Source organism: Granulicella mallensis MP5ACTX8 (assembly GCF_000178955.2).
Taxonomy (GTDB): domain Bacteria; phylum Acidobacteriota; class Terriglobia; order Terriglobales; family Acidobacteriaceae; genus Granulicella; species Granulicella mallensis.
In genome coordinates, this window is record NC_016631.1 from 3,905,035 (window position 1) to 3,922,780 (window position 17,746).

The window sequence follows — 17,746 nt, forward strand, 5'->3', positions numbered from 1 at the left end:
ACGATGGCGGCAAACCGCGTCTAGTCTGGTGCAGCGCTAATTCGTTGAAGAATGAAGATGCTATTCACCACAGCGCGAAGCGCGTTCCCTGACGCTGAAGCGTCACGGTTTGCGCTTCGCGCAATTTTGAGCATCCTCATTCTTTTTAACCACTCACCACACTAGAGCATTTTCACTATAGCTTCGTCTTATCGTTCCTCTTCCATTCGCTGGTTGCGCGAGCCTCGATTGAATCTCCCGTAAACCCCTTGTTGCGCTGCGGTGAATTGTGAGCATGCCCTGTTGAGAGCCTGTTCCCCCATTGTCTACGTGGACAGGGGCGTAGTTACCCAGCGCTCTCCACGAATAGAACCTCAGCAATTCGCATGTCTTACGGAAGCACTCGGCAAGCCCCTCATCTTCACGGGGCGGGTCGAGTAAACGGCTTTGGCTTGTTCTGATTGCAGTTGTTCAAGCCAGGTCATTCTCCAAAACCAGAGCAGTCACCAAGGAGCAATTTCTATGAAAGGCATTCTGAAATTTGCATTCGTCGCATGCCTGGCCGTCGTCGCAGGTTCGGCGTCAGCCAAAGCACAAACCGTTGTACTCGACGGCCTGGGATCTTCGGGCTTGTTCCTCGAACTCGGTTTGGGCGCAAACAGCAGCGCCGGAACCCTCCATGCCGCATGCGTATGGAGCGAGAACACGAACACTGCTATCGCCACCGACACCAGCCTGAGCACCACGACTCCTGGCATCGATAAAGGCAGCGCCTTTGTTGCCTGGACAAAGGGATCGGATGGTACCTGCGCTACTGCCGGAAACATCTACGCCTACGAGTCGACGGACTCCGTAGTTGGTAACCGCTGCCTGTACAACTCGAATCTCGCAGGCGGTTCGAAGTGCTCCATCTCCTATGCCACGGCACCGACCGCTCCCGTAGGCCTGATTCTCACCGGCGGAGTCGCAAATTGCGGAACCACTGGAGAATGCCCGCTTCCCGCAAGTGTTGTGTCAGCGCTCGATTCGTCCACCCAGCTGGTCAACTTCGCGGGCACCGACATTCGCCCGGAAGACGCCAAGTTCGCAACCACGCGCGCCCTCACCAACTGCGGTACTGTCGTGGGGTCTAGCACGCAGTATCTCGGACTCGGTTATGCCGCAGGCAGCCACATCCTCACCGGCGTCGCGAATTCGACCAGCTTCTTCAACGTACTCGACTTCACTCTCCCGGCGGTCTTCGTTACCCCTGTCGGCGCCACCCCGATCATCGTTGCCGTCAATGACGCCAGCGGTACCGGACTCCGCTCCTTCTCGACCATCGGCAGCCAGGCACTCGCGAACTTCCTGGATGGAACCAGCTCCGTCACCGGTCAAGTCTCCTCGCCCACTGGGACGGGCTCGGGAGTAACGGTTTTCATCCGCGAACCGCTCTCCGGAACCTATAACACGATGGAGTTCAATGCTCCTAACCGGGTTGGAACCCTCAATGGCACCTTCGCAACTTCGCAGGATGTAGGCCTTAATCAGCCCGCAGCCCAGGTAAATTGCACCCTCACCAAGGCCAACAGCGCAACATGGCCAATTCCCGCTCCTGCTCCTGGAGCTGCCCTAACCTCAACGGTCCTCAAGAATCCCCTGGATTTCACCACTCCCGGCACCGGCGGCACCGGCTCACGCATCCGCGCCATCGGCACCGGCCAGGAACTCAGCTCAGTGGTAGGAAACACCTCCAACTCGCTGGGTTATGGCTTCTGGAGCGCAGCAAACTTTGCTGGTTTCTCCGCAGTATCCACCACCGCCAAGTACTATAGCGTGGACGGTATCGATCCGCTGGGTGCAAGCGGCACGATTCCCACCACCTCGGCTCAGCTCGCAAACGTCAGCCTGACAACGACTGCCGATGGAAAGTATCCCATCTGGTCGATGCTTCGCCTCGTAAACGTCGGCACGACGCAAAACGCCAACGTCGCGGCTCTGTCCTCCGCAGCGCAAGCCTTTTCCGTCGCCGCCCATCCTGACTTCGTTCCCCTAACCAACATGCTAGTGGTTCGTTCCCACTTCGCTCCTCCGGCCCAGACCCTCACGGCCGCTGATGGCAGTGGCAGCACGGCGTTCGGCACCAATGCAGCCACCGCTTGCACCCTTCCCGAAAATGGTGGCGATGTAGGCGGCGTGGTCATTGGCCTCAAGACAAACAGCCTAAGCCAGAGCCCATTGACCGTAAGCGACAACTCCTTCTGCACTTCCACCAACGTCACGGGACAGACAGGACATCGCCGGTAACTTCGGCATGTCTGGCTTCTCTACTGCACTATTAAACCCGGCAGACCCCGCTCAGCGGGGTCTGCCAATCTTTTTTGTCGGTGCCCTTTCCGCTTCTTCTGAAAGGAACACAGATGAAAAGACTTCATAAAGCAACAGCCTCCGGTCTGCTCAAATGCAGTAAGGCCTTTCGATGACACTCTCTCGATCATTCGCCTCAAAGGAGTCAAGAATGTTTCGCACTCGTATAGCCTTGTTCGTAGGGGTTACGTTCGCAGCCACAATTCTGACCGCGCAAACGGCAGTTCATCCCCAACAGCCGTCCCTGGCCACACCTTTTCTCGAGCCGCCTGTCCAGGCAGCGCCCCAGTCGCTCTCCAAACAAACGTCCACCTACGAGGACTGGACCACGATCGACGTAGCCAAGAGTGGCCTTCCGCTCGATTCAACCGGAAGCGTCCCCCTGAGCAAAGCAGACGTACAAGGGTGTACGCGAGAGCTGCATCGCCTGACGTGGCGCCTCAACGATCCCATCGACCTCTACGTCATTCGGCCGCGAGGACAGCAAAAGCTGCCGGTCGTCCTGTTTCTTTATGACTACACCGTCGACGCGACGACTACTTTCCCGCAGGACCGCTGGTGCGATGTGGCGACTCGCAACGGATTTGCCGTAGCAGGCTTTGCGTCCGCGCTCTCCCTGGAACGGATTCGCCCTCCGCGGCCCCTGAAGGAGTGGTTCGTGAGCGAGCTCCAGGAAGCGCTGGCAAGCTCTACACACGACGTGCAGATGGTGCTGAATTATATGGAAACGCGCGGCGACCTCGATGTGCAGCATGTGGGCCTGGTGGGCCAGGGTTCGGGAGGAGCCGTTGCGATTCTCGCCGCTGCAGCCGATCCTCGCATCCGCGCGCTCGATCTGATGGACCCGTGGGGCGATTGGCCCGACTGGTTGAAGGGCTCAAAACAAATTCCAGATGAGGAGCGAGAGGCCTATCTTAAACCGGAGTTTCTAGAACGGGTCTCCGGTCTCGACCCGATCGTCTACCTGCCGCAACTCAAGGGGAAAGCGATCCGAATCCAACAGGTCCTTTCCAACCCGGTCACACCGAACGCCGCAAGAGACAAGATCGCCAAGGCTGCGCCTGCTCCCGACGAAGTAACTAGCTATCCGAACATCGCCGCGGAAGCAAAGGCGTTGGGCTCAAACGGTATTGTCAAGTGGATGGGAGAGCAATTGGGTTCTGGAAATACCGTCGAGGCGAAGAGCACGCACTAAGAAGAGTCTCTATAGCCTCGTGCCTCTCGGCACGCGTTGCTCCTGGAACCACCGTTGTCGATCGGAGATGATCGACAACGATGAAACTCCACCCGGACGACGCTGGATCAGGATTAAACAAATAGCCTCTGGAAGCCGGAAGACGGCCCCAGAGGCTATTTGCTGCAACAAACTCCCGGCTGATTTCGGAAGAAGGTGTCCCACTTAGAGTGGCGCAACTGCTTCCACCATGAGTCCGGATTACTTCTCTGTCAGGACAGTCACGCCGTTTTCGCCTGACGTATACACCAACTGGGTAGTCGGATTTACGGCAACAAACTGCGCTGTAACGTTGGACACCGTAGCCTGGAGCGTGTTGGTGGAACCGTCGATCACGGCAAGCTGCGAAGACTGGGGGCTCGCGACAAAGGTCAGGTTTGTGAACGAATCCACATCCACGCCCATCGGAAAGGCACCAACCGAAACATTCGCAACAGCGTGGCCAAGCGGACCGAATACACCGGTCAAAGACGGACCGTCGAACTCCTGGTCCGTTACAAACACATCTCCAGTAAGGATGTTCACTGCCGCACCGACTGTCGTGCTTCCGAAGGTGATTGTCTTCAGAATCTGCTTGTTCGAGGCGTTTACAACAGCGGTCTGGTTAGTGCCGTAGGGGACGTAGAGCAGGTTCAGAATCGGATTCAGAGCGATCGCACTGGGAGAGTTGCCGTTGAGGCTGATCGAGCCGACCACCGTGGCTTTCCCGCCATTGATAATGTCGATCACGTTATCGTTTGCATTGGCTACATATACCAGCCCGTCCAGCGGATTCACTACGATGCCGGCCAAGCCGAAGCCACGGGTTGTGCTGACCGGAATGGTAGCCACAACACGATCTTTATTACCGTCGATCACCGTTACGGTGCAGGCGGTCGGTGTAACCGTGTTGTTGCAGCCAGCTACGTAGATCCGGTTGGAAAGATAGTCGACTGTGGGGAATAACGATCCTGCGGGGAGCGGGATGTTTGTGGTAACCGTGTTGGAGGCTCCGTCGATAACCGCAAGGTTGAAGACTGTGCTGGTTACGTCGGGAGCTACCACATAAATCTTGTTCCGCACCGGATCGACGGAGATGCCGTTCGTCGCGGCCGGGAAGGTGATGACAGTCGAGATCGTTTGCGCGCCTGCTACCACCGAGGTAGTTGCGGCAACAGCGGCCAAGGCCATAAGTCTGCATACGTGATTCAGCATGGAATCTCCTTTGTTTTGTTGAGTTGAATGGATGACATCTGGTCCGATCGTTATAGCCTGCTGAGAACCTCGAAGAGATTCCGTGGGAAACCTTCTCAAAACGTGGCCTATATCTGTACGTACATCCCAGCAGCACAGCAACCCGCAACGCCATACGCCAATCATGCGTTGAGCGTTTAACGCTGTTGCGGATCTACTGGTATTGACCTCTGGACACACCTCCTCTCAACGCAGCGGCTATTAAGTGTCGGTAAATCCGTTGCCGAAAAGTGACCGAACAGGACACAGGAGAAGGCTCTTGTGTAGATCACAGTTTTGAGCATGAAAATATAGGGTGCCCGGAGTGGCCAGTATGTTCGTTTCACTGGATGGACGATATACGTCTCGGGAAACGAGCTCTTCACCATTTGGTCTCACGTTTGTGCGAAGCGGTTCGACACGACCGCCGCGAGTTTCAGATAATGGACTTTGGGATTAGCTTCTCAAGCGTGCGCTACTCGCTACAGGAAGCCTACGTCCTCTGAAACGGAGATCCGGCTTGCGTTCTCGATTGACGACTCGGCATCGTGTTGCGCTCGCCGAGGTGTTGGCGGTGCTTTTCATGGGCCTGATTGCCGCCGCAGCCCATACGACTGGCGTTAGCCTTCTGCTTTTTCCCGAGCTCGCCGCTCTATCTCATGACGTGTTCACCCGGCCACGCGGCAAGTGGGCGAGTCAACCTTTTCGCCTGATCCTCACCCCAACGCTGAGCGGAGCCGCAGGGCTGCTCATCTCGCGATACACACACTACGGTGCTCTTCAGATATTGCTCATCACGCTGGTGAGTCTTGCCGTCATTCGCCTGCTTCGGTCTGCTATCGGGCCGGCAATCTCCGCAGGGGTCTTGCCACTGGTTTTGGGCGAACGGCATTGGGCGTATCCATTGGCTATTCTCATCGGACTGGCGAGCCTCGCCCTCTCGCTATGGATATGGAAAGCTTTCACGTTACGCGATGAAGAGTTGTTTTCAGAAACGCCGGCGAACTCCATCGACGATGCTCTGGAGGCCCGTCCTGATGACCGTTTCTGGCTCGCGCACCTTCTCGCCTTCGTCCTGGTTCTGGCCTCGATTGGACAACTCACAGGCCTGCACTTCCTCTTGTTCCCACCGCTGATTGTGATGGCCTATGAGCTGTTTGGCCATCCGAAGTTGCCGGGATGGATCAAACGTCCAGCGTTGTTCCCGCTTACCTGTTTTCTGACCGCAGGAGTTGGCTTCGGCTTGTTGCGTTTACTTGGAAACAATCTGTTAAGCGTTGTGCTGACGGTTGCGCTTTCAATTCTCGTACTTCGGATCTTTCGCGCCCACATGCCACCAGCCCTCGCTGTGGGATTGCTGCCATACGTGATGGAGACTCCAAGTATCTGGTACCCCATATCGGTTGGGTTGGGAACGGCTTTCTTAAGCCTGTGGTTTGCCGCACGCGTTCGCTTGCAGCGCGGCCGATCTTTTTCCGAGGAGTCCACCCATCAGGAAAAAGACACCGCCGGTTGTCAGAAGAGTCGATGACTGAAATCCTGGTACAGAGCGGTACCGCAAAGACGGCTAATAGGCAGCTCCTTAGGCGGACCAAGCACTCATGAAGCGTGCTTTCCCATCATCTTGATGAAGTAGAACGTCATACGCGTCTCGCCCGTATTCCTCACGCCATGCAGCACATTGGCTTCGGCAAACACCATGTCACCCATCTTTACTTGCGTCGCGACGCCGTCGAGAAAAAACTCTCCAGCTCCTTCGCCCACAATCATGATCTCTTCCTCAGGATGGCGATGCGGCGGATGGGGCTGCGCTCCCGGCTCCAAGGTCACCAACCCCGAGGCAAGCGCAGCGAGCTGCTCCGTCGGACCGTTGAAGTGCACATAGGCTTTTGCTCCGGGCGCGGCTCCCTCTGGCTGAATGCCTTCAGCCTTCACGACACCGCTCCGCAGCAGAGCGCCACCGGTCCTGGTGTCCACATGCGTAATCTGCTGCCCGGACTGCGCCAGCACCTCCGGAAACATCGTGGCTCCCGGCAACGCGACCGCTGAGATCAGAAATCCTCGTCTGTTCATCGTCCCTCTCCGCAGCCAGTTTATATCCCTGCGCGATCCATCTTCAGTGATGACGGCAACAAGGATTTTGCCGCAAGTCGTAGTACGGCTCCCACACCCTGGGGCATGAGCCCGAGGAGTCGGCAATATTTTTTTTGCAAATTCAGGGAACCATAGAAAAACTCCCTTCGTATGAGTCTATGTAAGCAGAGATGAGATCGCTAAGCGGCAAACAACGCCAGGCGAATAACCCACAACCGAAAAGTTGAATGCTTTTCCACCAGCGGTCGCAGCCCCCGTGCGCGACAAAGGAGACCTACCTATGTACTTAGCTATCACAACAATCGTCCTCGCCCTCACCGTGTTCGTTCCGTCCTTCATCGGACTTCGCGCAAGCACCAATGCCAACTGGCGCTCGCTGTAATCGCAAACGGAACACAACAACAAAATCCAACCATTCACCCAACAAGGAGATTCACCATGTACTTCGCGACTGAAGTTGCCGTTTTTGCTCTTACCGTTCTTATCCCCTCACTCATCGGTCTGCGCGACCGCACCAACTCGGACTGGCACAACAACTAAACCAACCAGATCAACATGCCGTAGTTTGCGCAGATGGGCCGCCCCAAGGGTGGCCCTTGGTGTGTCCGGACCCTCAAAGAATCCGAATCGCAGAAGCAATGATTTCGTGATCGACGCAGATCAGTGATCCGCCTTGCGTCTTTTCAAAACACGTTCGCATGATTTCGCCAATCGTCCTTTCGCAAACATCGACTAAAAAAGCACCTTTATCTGCTGCGGTGCGGCTGTGTTTTGGAAGTGGAGCAGCAACGTGCGCCCGCTGCGTTGATACTGACTGTTATCAAGTGGTTTTCCATTCAACGTAACCTGTCGCACAGCTTTCCCTAGAAGGATGCGAGCCACGGCTTGTGTCTGGTCGATGCCCTCTGCTTGAAAGGTGAGGCTATCGGCAGAGACCTGTTCGTGAGAGATCTTTGCGGAAGCTGCAACCAGACGGGGAGTAGAAGAGTTGAGAGAATTGACGTCGAGCAAAAGCGCACGTGTGCCCGGCTTGATGATGACGTGGTCGCTCTCCGCTAAATCCGGGTCGAAGAGGTTGATCAGGTCACCCTTGACCACAACCGGCGGCTTCGCGGACGAGGCTACATCCGTGGGGTCCGCATCCAATCCCGCCGCGATCACATACGGCCCGCGCCGAAGTACGAGCGAGCGTGTCTCCTGAAGCGATAGATGAATAGCCCCCGCAGCCGTGTGGAGCAGTGCAAGCAATTGCGCGGACCCCGTGGGGCTGTGAGTAAGAGCAGCCGGACTTTGCGATTCGAAGAGTACAAAGCCTCTTCCAACAGGGTGCAGTCCCGTCGCGTCCGGCGCAATGCCCAGTTCCTGGAATAGCTGCTGCCGGGGAGTCGCGAAATGTTGTCCTCCGGAGTTCCACCAATCACTAGCCTTGTTGTAGGGATCTTTATCATCATCCACAACGATGAGCGCTCCACCAGACCGGACCCATGACGCAAGCGCGGTGTGGAATGCCGGTGATGGCGGCTTCTGGCCATCATAGGTCAGCAACAGAATCTTGTAGGGTTTCAGAAAGCCTGCAGCGGTCGGCTTCTTATAACTGCTTTCTATCTGGACGGGTTCTATCGGCATCCCATGCATCAGCAAAGGAAGCGCAAGCCCATAAAACTCCCCGAGATTGCTGTCAGAAGGCTGCGGTGCGGCGCGCTGGAACATGAGCGTATCGGAGACGAGCACCCCAATGCCCTGTGTCCCTGCTGTCTCCCATCGCTTCGCTGTCGCAGGTTGTTCCATCTCTCCCAGGGCGTGAAAGACAGCCTGCAACTCCGTCTCGTATGCCTTCGGAATCACGGTCTTCACCGGGTCAGGATTGGAATCTGTGGGCTCCACGGAGGGACGCGTGGAGTTCAATCCGAAGATTCTCTCAGGCCATGGAAGCACTTCGTATCGTGACACTGCCGGTTGCAGGAGGGACGCGACCAGTGTGCTCTCCCAGTTGAGGCGGTAGTCGGTCCAGGAATGGCGAGGGTTGTCCTCGATCGGATCGTTGAGGTACCAGATCGGCTTTCCCGAAGAGCGTGCGATGTTCTGGAGCGCTCCATACTCAAGAAACGCGGTCTCAAAGGTTCGCTCCTGAAGCACCCCGTCATATACGTTCGGAGCTCTGGAGGTTCCGGTCCATACCTGAGCGATATAACCGTCCGCGCCGACGTCGAGCAGCGAAGACTCAGGGCTAACAATCTCCCACTGCGCATAGTTGATCAACGAATGCGTCGCGACATAGCAGGGGATGGAACGATGATGAAGCTCCCCGTAAGCTTTCACGGCATCGAAGACCTGTGAGAGTGCGCGGCGGTAAAGAAAATATTTCAGCTTTGACGCGCGGTACTGAGCGTCGGGCGATGCGGAGGGATCTTGCCAGGGCTCGTGATAATAGCTCTGCCACTCTCGCTTAAAGCTCTCGCTCCATCCGGCACGCGCCCAAAACTCCGGTTCTTCCAGGTAGATGGCCTCGGCCCCCGCATCGATCGCCTCTTCCGCACCCTTGGCCAGATAGCGGCCATACGAGATGCTGGGTGAGATATACGGAACTTCACGGCCTCCATGCAGTATGAGTTTTCCGCTCTTCTCCTGCTGCGTCTCATCCCAGTGTTCTTTGCCATCGAAGTCTCCTCGAAGATAGGGAGCATATCGTCCCCATGCAACACCGGTCATAACGGTCACACGGTAGCCATGCTCACGCCAGGACCGGATACGCTCGCTCGTCGTGTCATCCAGCCCGTAGACCATCACCGTGTCCGCATTGATGTTGGTGCGCGGAGACCATTCTTTCCCCGTTTGAAAGATGAGACGATCCTGTGTTTTCGATGGAACGGACTGAGCCGAAGCCAAAAGCGGATAGGACGCGGCGAAGATCAGGAAAGCATGACCTGCGAATCTAAAACATTTCATCTGTGATTCTTTCTCCCGAAGCACTCATCAGTTTGACGATGACATGGAGGGCGGAGCCGCATTGGGATCGCTTCCCCACTCTTTATTCGGTAGCGGCCCCATGTTGAGGACAAGCTTGCCCCCCGCCTCGATATCGGAGTGACTGAACCAGGGTTTATTCCAGGCCTTCCCATTGAGCGTCGCGGACTGGATGTAGATGTTCTTCTCCGAGTTATGGTTCGCTACCATCTCGAAAGTTTTGCCGTTACCCATGTGCATGACCGTATGGGTAAAGAGAGGGCTCCCAAGGATGTAGTTCGGGCTGGAGGGATCGACGGTATAGAAGCCCATCGCGCTCATGACGTACCAGGAGGAAGTTGAGCCTTGGTCGTCCATGCCAGGGAACGCATAGCCTGTCTTATCGCTGCCGTACATCTCGCGGAGAATCCTGCGCACCAGGGCCTGCGTCTTCCAGGGCTGTCCGGCCCAGTCGTAGTAGTAAGCGGCCTGCTGGTCGGGTTGGTTCCCTTGAACATACTCGCCGACAAGCCCGGTGCAATCCCGACAGACACCCTTGGCCGTGTACGGAGTGCTGAAGAATTCGTCGAGCTTAGCGGCAAACTTCTCCCGGCCACCGAGCAGGTTCGCAAGGCCCTGTACGTCGTGCGGAACGAGCCAGAGCGTGGACCAGCCCGAAGCCTCCTTCATCATGAAGTTGTAGTAAGGCTCGCCGGGATCGAAGGGTGCAATCCACTTACCGTCTTCTGTCTTTCCGCGCACGAAACCGATGGAGGAATCGAAGACATTGCGGTAGTTCTGTGCACGCTTTAGAAACATCTCGTAGTCGGCCTGCTTGCCGAGCCGCTTCGCGTAGATGGCCATGGCGTAGTCATCCCAGCTGTACTCGAGTGTGGTCGCCGCGCCTGCCTTGCCTCCGGCATAAGGCGGGCTGGGATTGCCGGGCGGGATGATATCGGAGATCCAGCCGTTCTTCATGTACTCGGCGAGATAACCGCGAGGGCCGGCCGGATCGGTGGCATTCTTGCGGAGATATTCGTAGGTTCCGGCCCAGTCGAAGTCGAGCCCGCGCTCCCAATCGCCGAGGTACATAAACACAGCGTTGTCGCCGTGAAAGGACGTCCCCATGTAACCGGACTCGCGCGCCATATCCAGCTGCGAGTGAAGGATATCGGTCTTTACCTTCGGCTCAAGAAGGGTAAGCAGAACAATCTGGTTCCTGCCGGTGTCCCAGAAAGGCACCTCGTTGTAGCGATCGTACGTAGCCGTCGTGACCGTACCGTCGCGGGTCACGAACGGCTCGCCCTTTTGCGCGACCAACCGGGGACTTGCGAAGGAATGCTGCAGGCACGAGTAAAACAGCATCTTCTCTTTCTCCGAGCCACCCTCCACCTCGATCTGGTTGAGCTTAGCGGCCCAGGCGTCCTCGGCCTGACGATGCACGCGGTCAAAATCCCAACCCGGGTCCTCGGATTGGAGGCGCTGCTCGGCTTGTTCGTAGCTCGTGCCGTGGGCGATCTTGACGAGGACCTGCTCGCCTGCGGTCGTTGTCAGGTCCAGATATGCGCCAGCGAAGGGCCCGGAGATCTTTGCTTGGCCCGCAACAACCTCTCTGCTGCCGAGGATCGACCCTTCTTCGCCCTTTTCTCCATTGCGAGGTGGGAACTGACGGAAGGTGCCGAAAGCGCTAAAGGGTTTTGAGAACTGAGCGACGAAGTAGGTATTGGCGTGATTGCGGCCACGCGCAAAGGAACCCCGGATGGTGTGGTCACCAACAACTTCGATGCTGCCGCCTGCCCACCCCAGGTCGAGCAGAAGATGGGATTGGCTGCTGTCGGGATAGGTGATGCGGTAGAGGCCGGTCCAGGTCGTGGCTGTGAGCTCTACGCCGGTCTTGAAGGTGTCGAGGAAGACGGAGTAATAGCCGGGGCTGGCATGCTCGCGGGCTTTGTCATAAAACGATACGGTGCGCTGTGGAGGAACGGTCCAGTCGCCAACGACCGGCATGAGGATGGGTCCGCCGCGCTCGCCGCTCGAGAAGCCGACCATCGTGGGGTTGGGATAGTAGTAGGGAGCGGGAACGCCCGCCTGATAGCTCAGCGGAAAGTTCGCGTTGATAGGCCCGATGTCGGTCGCACTGTGAGGAAGCGCAGCGCCGGGCGAGGTGAAGCCAGAGTAGAGCTGTTCGCCGGCCGGAGGCGCATTGCCGATGAGCTTTGGATTGTCGAGCGGAGCCGTGCCGACAAGAGCGTTGGCGTAGTCGACAGGGCGCTTGCCTGCAGTCTGAGAGAACGCAACCGGTGCGAGGAGGATGAGGAGCGCAGTAGCTGCCGGGTAACGGCCATGGAAAATAAACAAGGGCAAATCTCCTGATGAAAGAGGGCTTGCGGATGAAGCTATGCAGGCGCGGTTACCACTGAACGCGCGCCGCAAGCTGGCCATTACGGGGGGTTCCTGAAACGCCGGTAACCTGACCAAAGGTTGTGTCGTTCGGGTTGGTGTCGGGTGAGTTGATGTAGTGGCGGTTGAACACGTTGTAGAACTCGGCGCGGATGGTGGCTTTGAAGCGACCCTCAGGGCCCATGGCAAAAGCCTTGCTCAGCGAAACACTCTCGCTGGCATCGCTGGCGAGACCCGGATTCCAGCGCCAGTGGTTGTAGTTGTAGGGCGTGTTGCCGAGAGTGCCCAGAGTCGGGGTTGTGAAGAGGCTGGGGCTGAAGTCCTGGTTGCGCGGATCTGAGGTATTGGCCAGGTCGACGTAATGGCCATGGAAATGATTCTTGATATTGTCGGCTGTAACTCCGGGAGCGAAGTTGTCACGCTGATTTTGAAAGAAGAACGGATATTGCACAGGCGAGTTAACCGTCCCCATGGGACCGCCGGAGCCATAGGTGAGAGAGGATCCTACAGTCCAGCCGCCGACCGCTGCGTCAACCAAACGACCTTTCGACAGGAAGGCCTGACCGTTCCCGAACGGAAGCTGATAGGTAATGTAGCCGGTGACCACCTGGAGCTGATCGGTGCCCTGAACAAAGCCATGCGAAGCAGGAATGTCAGCCGCGCTTTGATAGCCGTACAGACCATTGCCGCCCGGTGCCGAGCGGTGAGCCAGGTTGCTGCCCTCGAGATGCGAGAGTGTGTAACTTATATCCACGTTCAGATTGTGTGAACTGCGTGCCTTAACCTCCGCGACGAAAGCATTGTAAGAACTCGAGCCAATCTGCTGGTCGGTCTCGAGCACAATTTTGTTGTTGAAGGAAGCGGCTTGAGGGATGGGAGCGATAGCCGCGTAAGCGGGACCGCTGAAACCCTGGTAAGGATAGGGAACACCGTCATTGGCGGCGTCGGCGGCACTACTGATCGTGTCGTTGATGTGGCCGGAGGTAAGCAGGTGGCTGTAGGTGTTGAAGTCGGGATAGTTGATGCCGACCGACTCGGAGTTATCGTGGAGGGCGCTTCCGAGGCTACCCATATATCGCGCATCGAGAATGATGTTCTTGGCCAGTTCGTACTGCACGCCCGCGTAAAAATTCTGCGCCCGGCCGAGGTGGAGCGTCTTAGGACTGATGTAAAAAGGAGCATCGTTGCCCATGCTCGTCTGGGTAATCGAGCGCTGCAGTAGAACAGTTGTTCCGGGATAGCCGTTCCCCCAGTTGAAGGCAGTAGAACCCGGAATGTTGTTAGGCACAATGTTGGTTCCGGTCCAGAACTCACCCTGCTGTGAGGGGAAGCCGTAGCCATAGCCCGCGTTGAACTCGCCGAGAGGCACGTAGTAAAGACCATAGCTCGCACGCACCAGCAGCTTGCTGGTGAGTTGGTAGGCACCGCCGAGGTGCGGCGCAAACTGCCGTAAGGTGTTATCGGTCTGGAAGGTAGAGCCGGAGTTTTGCGCGAAGGTCCAGGCACCCTTATAGCTGCCCCAAAGAGGATTCTGTTGGGTCAGGTCGAAGTTAGTCCAGTGACCGTCTTGCTGGTGACCGGCAAAGGTGAAGATCCAGGTAAGGCCAAGGTTGAGGGTAAGACGAGTATTGACCTTCCAGTCGTCCTGGGCGAAGGCGTTGATGTACTTCTGCCGCGGATACGTAGGCTCAGGAACGTTCTGCGACGCTGACTGCACATCTCCGAGCAGGAGATTGGCGAAGGCACTCCCAACATAAGGCGTCAGCGAGGTGTCGGTGGGGCCGCCGGTCACGTTGCTGAAGTTGTAGTTCTGAATGTTGCCGCCAGAGTTGGAGTTCAGGCCTTGGAGAAACACCTGGCCGCCGAACTTGTACGAGTGGTTGCCATGCTGCCAGGCCACCGTGTCCTGAAAATGGTAGCCGTAATAGTTTTGATAGGAGTCTACGGACGTGCCGAGATTCTGCTCCCCGACACCGTTGCTGCTGCTGAAGCCGATTGTTGGAAACGCTGTGCTGTCGGAGTTGAATCCATAGACTGAGGCACTGGCAACCTGGTTCACTGGCACCTGGGTGTACTGTGTCGAGGAGTAGCCGACACCGAAGGTGTTCAGCAGGTTGGGCGTGATCGTGTAATTATCCACCACGCGCGCAATGAAGTTTGGCGTGTTGTTACTCCACTCCTGGCTCAACGGGCCGGGATCGCTGAGGGTGCTCACCAGGCCGCCGCCGGTTACACTGACCCACTTCACATAATCGAACGAAGCGCTCAGATGATGAGCGGTCGAAAAGTTGTGGTCTAGCTTGACATCAAAGGACCGCTTGGTTTCGCTCGGCGTGTTACTCACAACAGTCGGGTAGTTGTTGTAGATGCGGCTGTTCAGAGTCGGCTTGTAATATTTTTGGTAAATTCCGATGATATTTTGCGTCTGAGCGCTAGTGAAGCGGCCAGACGGAATCACGTTGTTGGCGAACGGCGTGGCGCAGGTCTGTCCGTTAACAACCTTCTGCGTCTGCGGATCGAAGATCTGCCCGTACTGATACGGAAGGCCGGTACAGGGATTGATAAATGCGGCGCCTGTGGCTGCATTGACAACGTTGCCCTGCTGGGTACCTCCGGTCAGCAGCTCGCTGAAATCCCCGGTGAGCATCCGTGCCGTGGGGACGGTGGTGCTATTGGGGTTCAGTGTGTCATTGGTCTGGCTGTAGTACTCGTAGTCTCCGAAGAGGAAGGTACGGTTCTTCCACAGAGGCCCCCCGAGGCTGCCCCCGTAATCGTTGAACCGGTCGCGCGGACGAGAGTTGCTGCGGATGCAGGTCGCATCGTTGGAGGCACAACCGGCGAGAAAGTAATTGTTCTGCCACGAGTTTGCGTTGAGAGCTTCGTTCTGAAGGAACTCGAAGGCGCTGCCATGGATCTTGTTGCTTCCGGATTTGAGCTCGAAAAGCAGGACACCGCCGCCGGTACTACCGAGTTCGGCGCTGGCATTGCCCGTCATGACCTGAGTCTCAGCGATGGCTTCCAGGCCGGGGGTAGCGATGGCTCCCTGAGGTCCGGCGCCGGCGTCCACGCCATCGACGTAGGCCGTGTTGGTCCAGGAGTTGGCGCCTCCGAGATACAAGGTGCTGTAGACCTGGTTCCCTGAGATACCGGACTTGGCGGCGCTCGGAGTACTCTGCACCAGCAGTTGCACGGCGTCGCGGCCGTTGGTGGCATTCAGAGGCAGGTCGCGAAGCGCTTCCTCTTCGAGCGTGTTCGTGATGGTCGATGTGTCCGATTCGAGCAACTGCGGAGCGGCACTGACCGAGACAACTTCGTTGGAGGAGCCGATCTCCATGCTCACATCAAGGGCCTGGACCTGCGTGGCGACGAGATGAACGGAGGACTTCGAGTCTTTGAAGCCCTTGTGACTCATCTGGACGCTGTAATCGCCGATCGGAAGACCCGTAATGCTGTAGACCCCGGCGGCATTGGTGAGACTGGTAAACGTCGCTCCTGTATTGGCGTCTTTAACGATAACGTTAACACCCGAAATCAAAGCTCCGGTCGAATCGGACACATGTCCCGTCACCGTGGCTCGATCGGCTTGAGCGAACAGCACTCCTGTGCACAAGAATGCCTGTAAAAGAAACGTGCCAAAACCCTGAAATTTTCTTGGTAAATGCATTTATGCAAATCTCCTCGCGAGCCAGCAGCATCGTGCTAGAAACACATCGGGGAAAACGCCCCGCACAGGATTGCAATTTACGCAAGAAGATCAGGCCCAACTGCCACTACTCAAATCCAATTTGTGATCGATAACATTTGGCAAAAAGGGTTATATGTCCGTTGACACAGGGCTGTCAAGCGCTTTCAGAAATTGTTTGCCATTTGGGTTGTAGATTGAATGCCGCTATCGGGGAGCACTGGGAATAAGGTCGCACCAAAGTGGCACCATCGCATCGAGACAAGCTTGCTAAAATCTGGGTTGCAAAGAAGCCGTGACAACGAAGTTGTAGCTGAGGCGCATGACTTTCAGTGACCGCTCGAAGACCCTCGAGCCTCTGCTGTGCCGAGATACAGCAGGCGTCGATAGCAGAAGAATGTCACGAAGTACAGATCACCCGACCGCTGGTACCGCACAAGGTCTTCACCATGCCGAGCAGTGTAAACTGCGGTGTTACTCCTGAACATCCTACAAACCCACATCTCAAAAACGAGATGTGGGACACCCACCACCCGCCCTCCCCTCAAGCCCTCGCAGGAGTCTCCGATGCACAAGCACAATTTCGTTCTCGCTCTTATCCTCATCGCCGCGCCCATCCTTCGCGCGCAGACAGCCAGCCCGCTCCACCCCGAGCAGCACGAGTTCGTCCTGCACAACTTCAAGACCGAGTCCGGCGTCGTGCTTCCTGAAGCGCGCATCGTCTATGGCACCTACGGTCAGCTCGATGCTGCGGGCGACAACGCCATCCTGCTCCCATCGCACTACATGGCCAGGCTCACCGGCTATGAGTGGCTCATGAAGACCCCTGACTACCCTAACGGCGCTCTCGACACCACAAAGCTCTTCCTCATCACCTCCGAGCTCTTCGGGAACGGCCGCTCCTCTTCGCCCAGCAATACGCCCGAACCATTCCACGGCCCACGCTTCCCTGTAATGACCATCCGGGACAACGTCAACGCCGTGCACCAGATGCTCACCGAGCAACTGCACATCAAGCACCTGCGTGCCGTCATCGGCTTCTCCATGGGAGCGCAACAGGCATTTCAGTGGGCTGTCAGTTATCCCACCTACATGGACCGCATCGTCGCCACCTCCGGCACGGCGAAGACCTATGGCCATGGCATCGTCCGCCTCGAAGGCCAGATCGCGGCGATTACCGCTGACTCCACCTTCAATCACGGCGACTACACAGCGCCCCCGCAAAAGGGCCTCGAAGCCTTCGGTGTCGTCTGGCTCGGCTGGCTGCACTCGCAGGAATGGTGGCGTCAGGAGCTGTGGCGTAGCCCCGATCGCCCCAACCTCACGCTCCAGCAGGTCATCGACAACGCGCGTCACAACTTCATTCCCGGAGCCGACGCCAACAACCTCATCCTGCAGTGCCGCACCTGGGAGGCGAACAACGTTGGCTACACTCCCGCCTCCGCCGCCGGCACGCCACCCTCTGAAGTCCACCCAGCCTTCAACGGCGACGAGAAGAAGGCACTCGCCTCCATCAAAGTTCCCGTGCTTTACATGCCCTCGGCAACAGATCTCTACTTCCCTGTCACTGACGCTCGCTACGAAGCGCAGTACATTCCAGGTGTAACGCTGCTCCCCATTCCCTCCCTGTGGGGCCATCCGGCCGGAGCAGGCGCTAGTCCAGCCGATAAGGACTTCCTGAACAAGAACATCACAGCCTTCCTCGCGGGCGAGACCATCGCGACAGACAAATAATTCTCACCAGACAAAGAGAGCATTACCGCGCCGCTGCAATCCCATCGGAGACAGAGCGATCACGCATAGCGGTTATAAGATCAAAAAATGCGATTTCACCTCACCGCCCTCTTTGTTTTGGT

9 protein-coding genes are annotated in these 17,746 nt (G+C 57.1%); 4 read left to right on the forward strand and 5 right to left on the reverse strand.

The window, feature by feature from the left end; all coding sequences use genetic code 11:
* Positions 1-501 precede the first annotated feature (501 nt).
* Positions 502-2,265, forward strand: a complete 1,764-nt coding sequence (locus tag ACIX8_RS15565) for a hypothetical protein (RefSeq protein WP_014266320.1) — start codon at positions 502-504, stop codon at positions 2,263-2,265.
* 211 nt (positions 2,266-2,476) lie between these two features.
* Entirely contained in the window at positions 2,477-3,520 is a 1,044-nt protein-coding gene (locus tag ACIX8_RS15570) for an alpha/beta hydrolase family protein (protein WP_014266321.1), read from the forward strand.
* A 240-nt stretch (positions 3,521-3,760) separates the two neighbouring features.
* Here ACIX8_RS15570 and ACIX8_RS15575 read toward each other — a convergent pair whose 3' ends face one another.
* Entirely contained in the window at positions 3,761-4,753 is a 993-nt protein-coding gene (locus tag ACIX8_RS15575; protein WP_014266322.1) for a YncE family protein, read from the reverse strand.
* Positions 4,754-5,291: 538 nt separating this feature from the next.
* On the opposite strand from ACIX8_RS15575, the gene ACIX8_RS15580 reads away from it, so the two are divergent.
* The gene (locus tag ACIX8_RS15580) at positions 5,292-6,302 is read left to right on the forward strand and encodes an HPP family protein (protein ID WP_014266323.1); all 1,011 of its coding nucleotides are present in this window, start codon (positions 5,292-5,294) and stop codon (positions 6,300-6,302) included.
* A 68-nt stretch (positions 6,303-6,370) separates the two neighbouring features.
* Here ACIX8_RS15580 and ACIX8_RS15585 read toward each other — a convergent pair whose 3' ends face one another.
* The 4 genes from ACIX8_RS15585 to ACIX8_RS15600 all read right to left on the reverse strand — a co-directional run bounded on the left by ACIX8_RS15585 (position 6,371) and on the right by ACIX8_RS15600 (position 15,872).
* On the reverse strand, positions 6,371-6,844 hold the full coding sequence (locus ACIX8_RS15585) for a cupin domain-containing protein (protein ID WP_014266324.1): 474 nt from the start codon (positions 6,842-6,844) through the stop codon (positions 6,371-6,373).
* 753 nt (positions 6,845-7,597) lie between these two features.
* Complete coding sequence (locus ACIX8_RS15590; RefSeq protein WP_014266326.1) at positions 7,598-9,811, reverse strand: hypothetical protein; 2,214 nt, start codon at positions 9,809-9,811, stop codon at positions 7,598-7,600.
* 27 nt (positions 9,812-9,838) lie between these two features.
* Positions 9,839-12,172, reverse strand: a complete 2,334-nt coding sequence (locus ACIX8_RS15595; protein WP_223295352.1) for a GH92 family glycosyl hydrolase — start codon at positions 12,170-12,172, stop codon at positions 9,839-9,841.
* A gap of 46 nt (positions 12,173-12,218) precedes the next feature.
* Entirely contained in the window at positions 12,219-15,872 is a 3,654-nt protein-coding gene (locus tag ACIX8_RS15600; protein WP_014266328.1) for a TonB-dependent receptor, read from the reverse strand.
* A gap of 585 nt (positions 15,873-16,457) precedes the next feature.
* Between ACIX8_RS15600 and ACIX8_RS15605 the strand changes: the two genes are divergently transcribed.
* Positions 16,458-17,624 carry an alpha/beta fold hydrolase gene (locus tag ACIX8_RS15605; protein ID WP_014266329.1) on the forward strand — a complete coding sequence of 389 codons (1,167 nt, stop codon included), beginning with the start codon at positions 16,458-16,460 and terminating at the stop codon, positions 17,622-17,624.
* The last annotated feature ends 122 nt before the right edge of the window (positions 17,625-17,746 follow it).

Bases quoted from the DNA above. Each gene is read 5' to 3' on its own strand.
- ACIX8_RS15565 (WP_014266320.1), top strand. From the start codon at position 502: ATGAAAGGCATTCTGAAATTTGCATTCGTCGCATGCCTGGCCGTCGTC.
- ACIX8_RS15570 (WP_014266321.1), top strand. From the start codon at position 2,477: ATGTTTCGCACTCGTATAGCCTTGTTCGTAGGGGTTACGTTCGCAGCC.
- ACIX8_RS15575 (WP_014266322.1), bottom strand. From the start codon at position 4,753: ATGCTGAATCACGTATGCAGACTTATGGCCTTGGCCGCTGTTGCCGCA.
- ACIX8_RS15585 (WP_014266324.1), bottom strand. From the start codon at position 6,844: ATGAACAGACGAGGATTTCTGATCTCAGCGGTCGCGTTGCCGGGAGCC.
- ACIX8_RS15590 (WP_014266326.1), bottom strand. From the start codon at position 9,811: ATGAAATGTTTTAGATTCGCAGGTCATGCTTTCCTGATCTTCGCCGCG.
- ACIX8_RS15600 (WP_014266328.1), bottom strand. From the start codon at position 15,872: ATGCATTTACCAAGAAAATTTCAGGGTTTTGGCACGTTTCTTTTACAG.
- ACIX8_RS15605 (WP_014266329.1), top strand. From the start codon at position 16,458: ATGCACAAGCACAATTTCGTTCTCGCTCTTATCCTCATCGCCGCGCCC.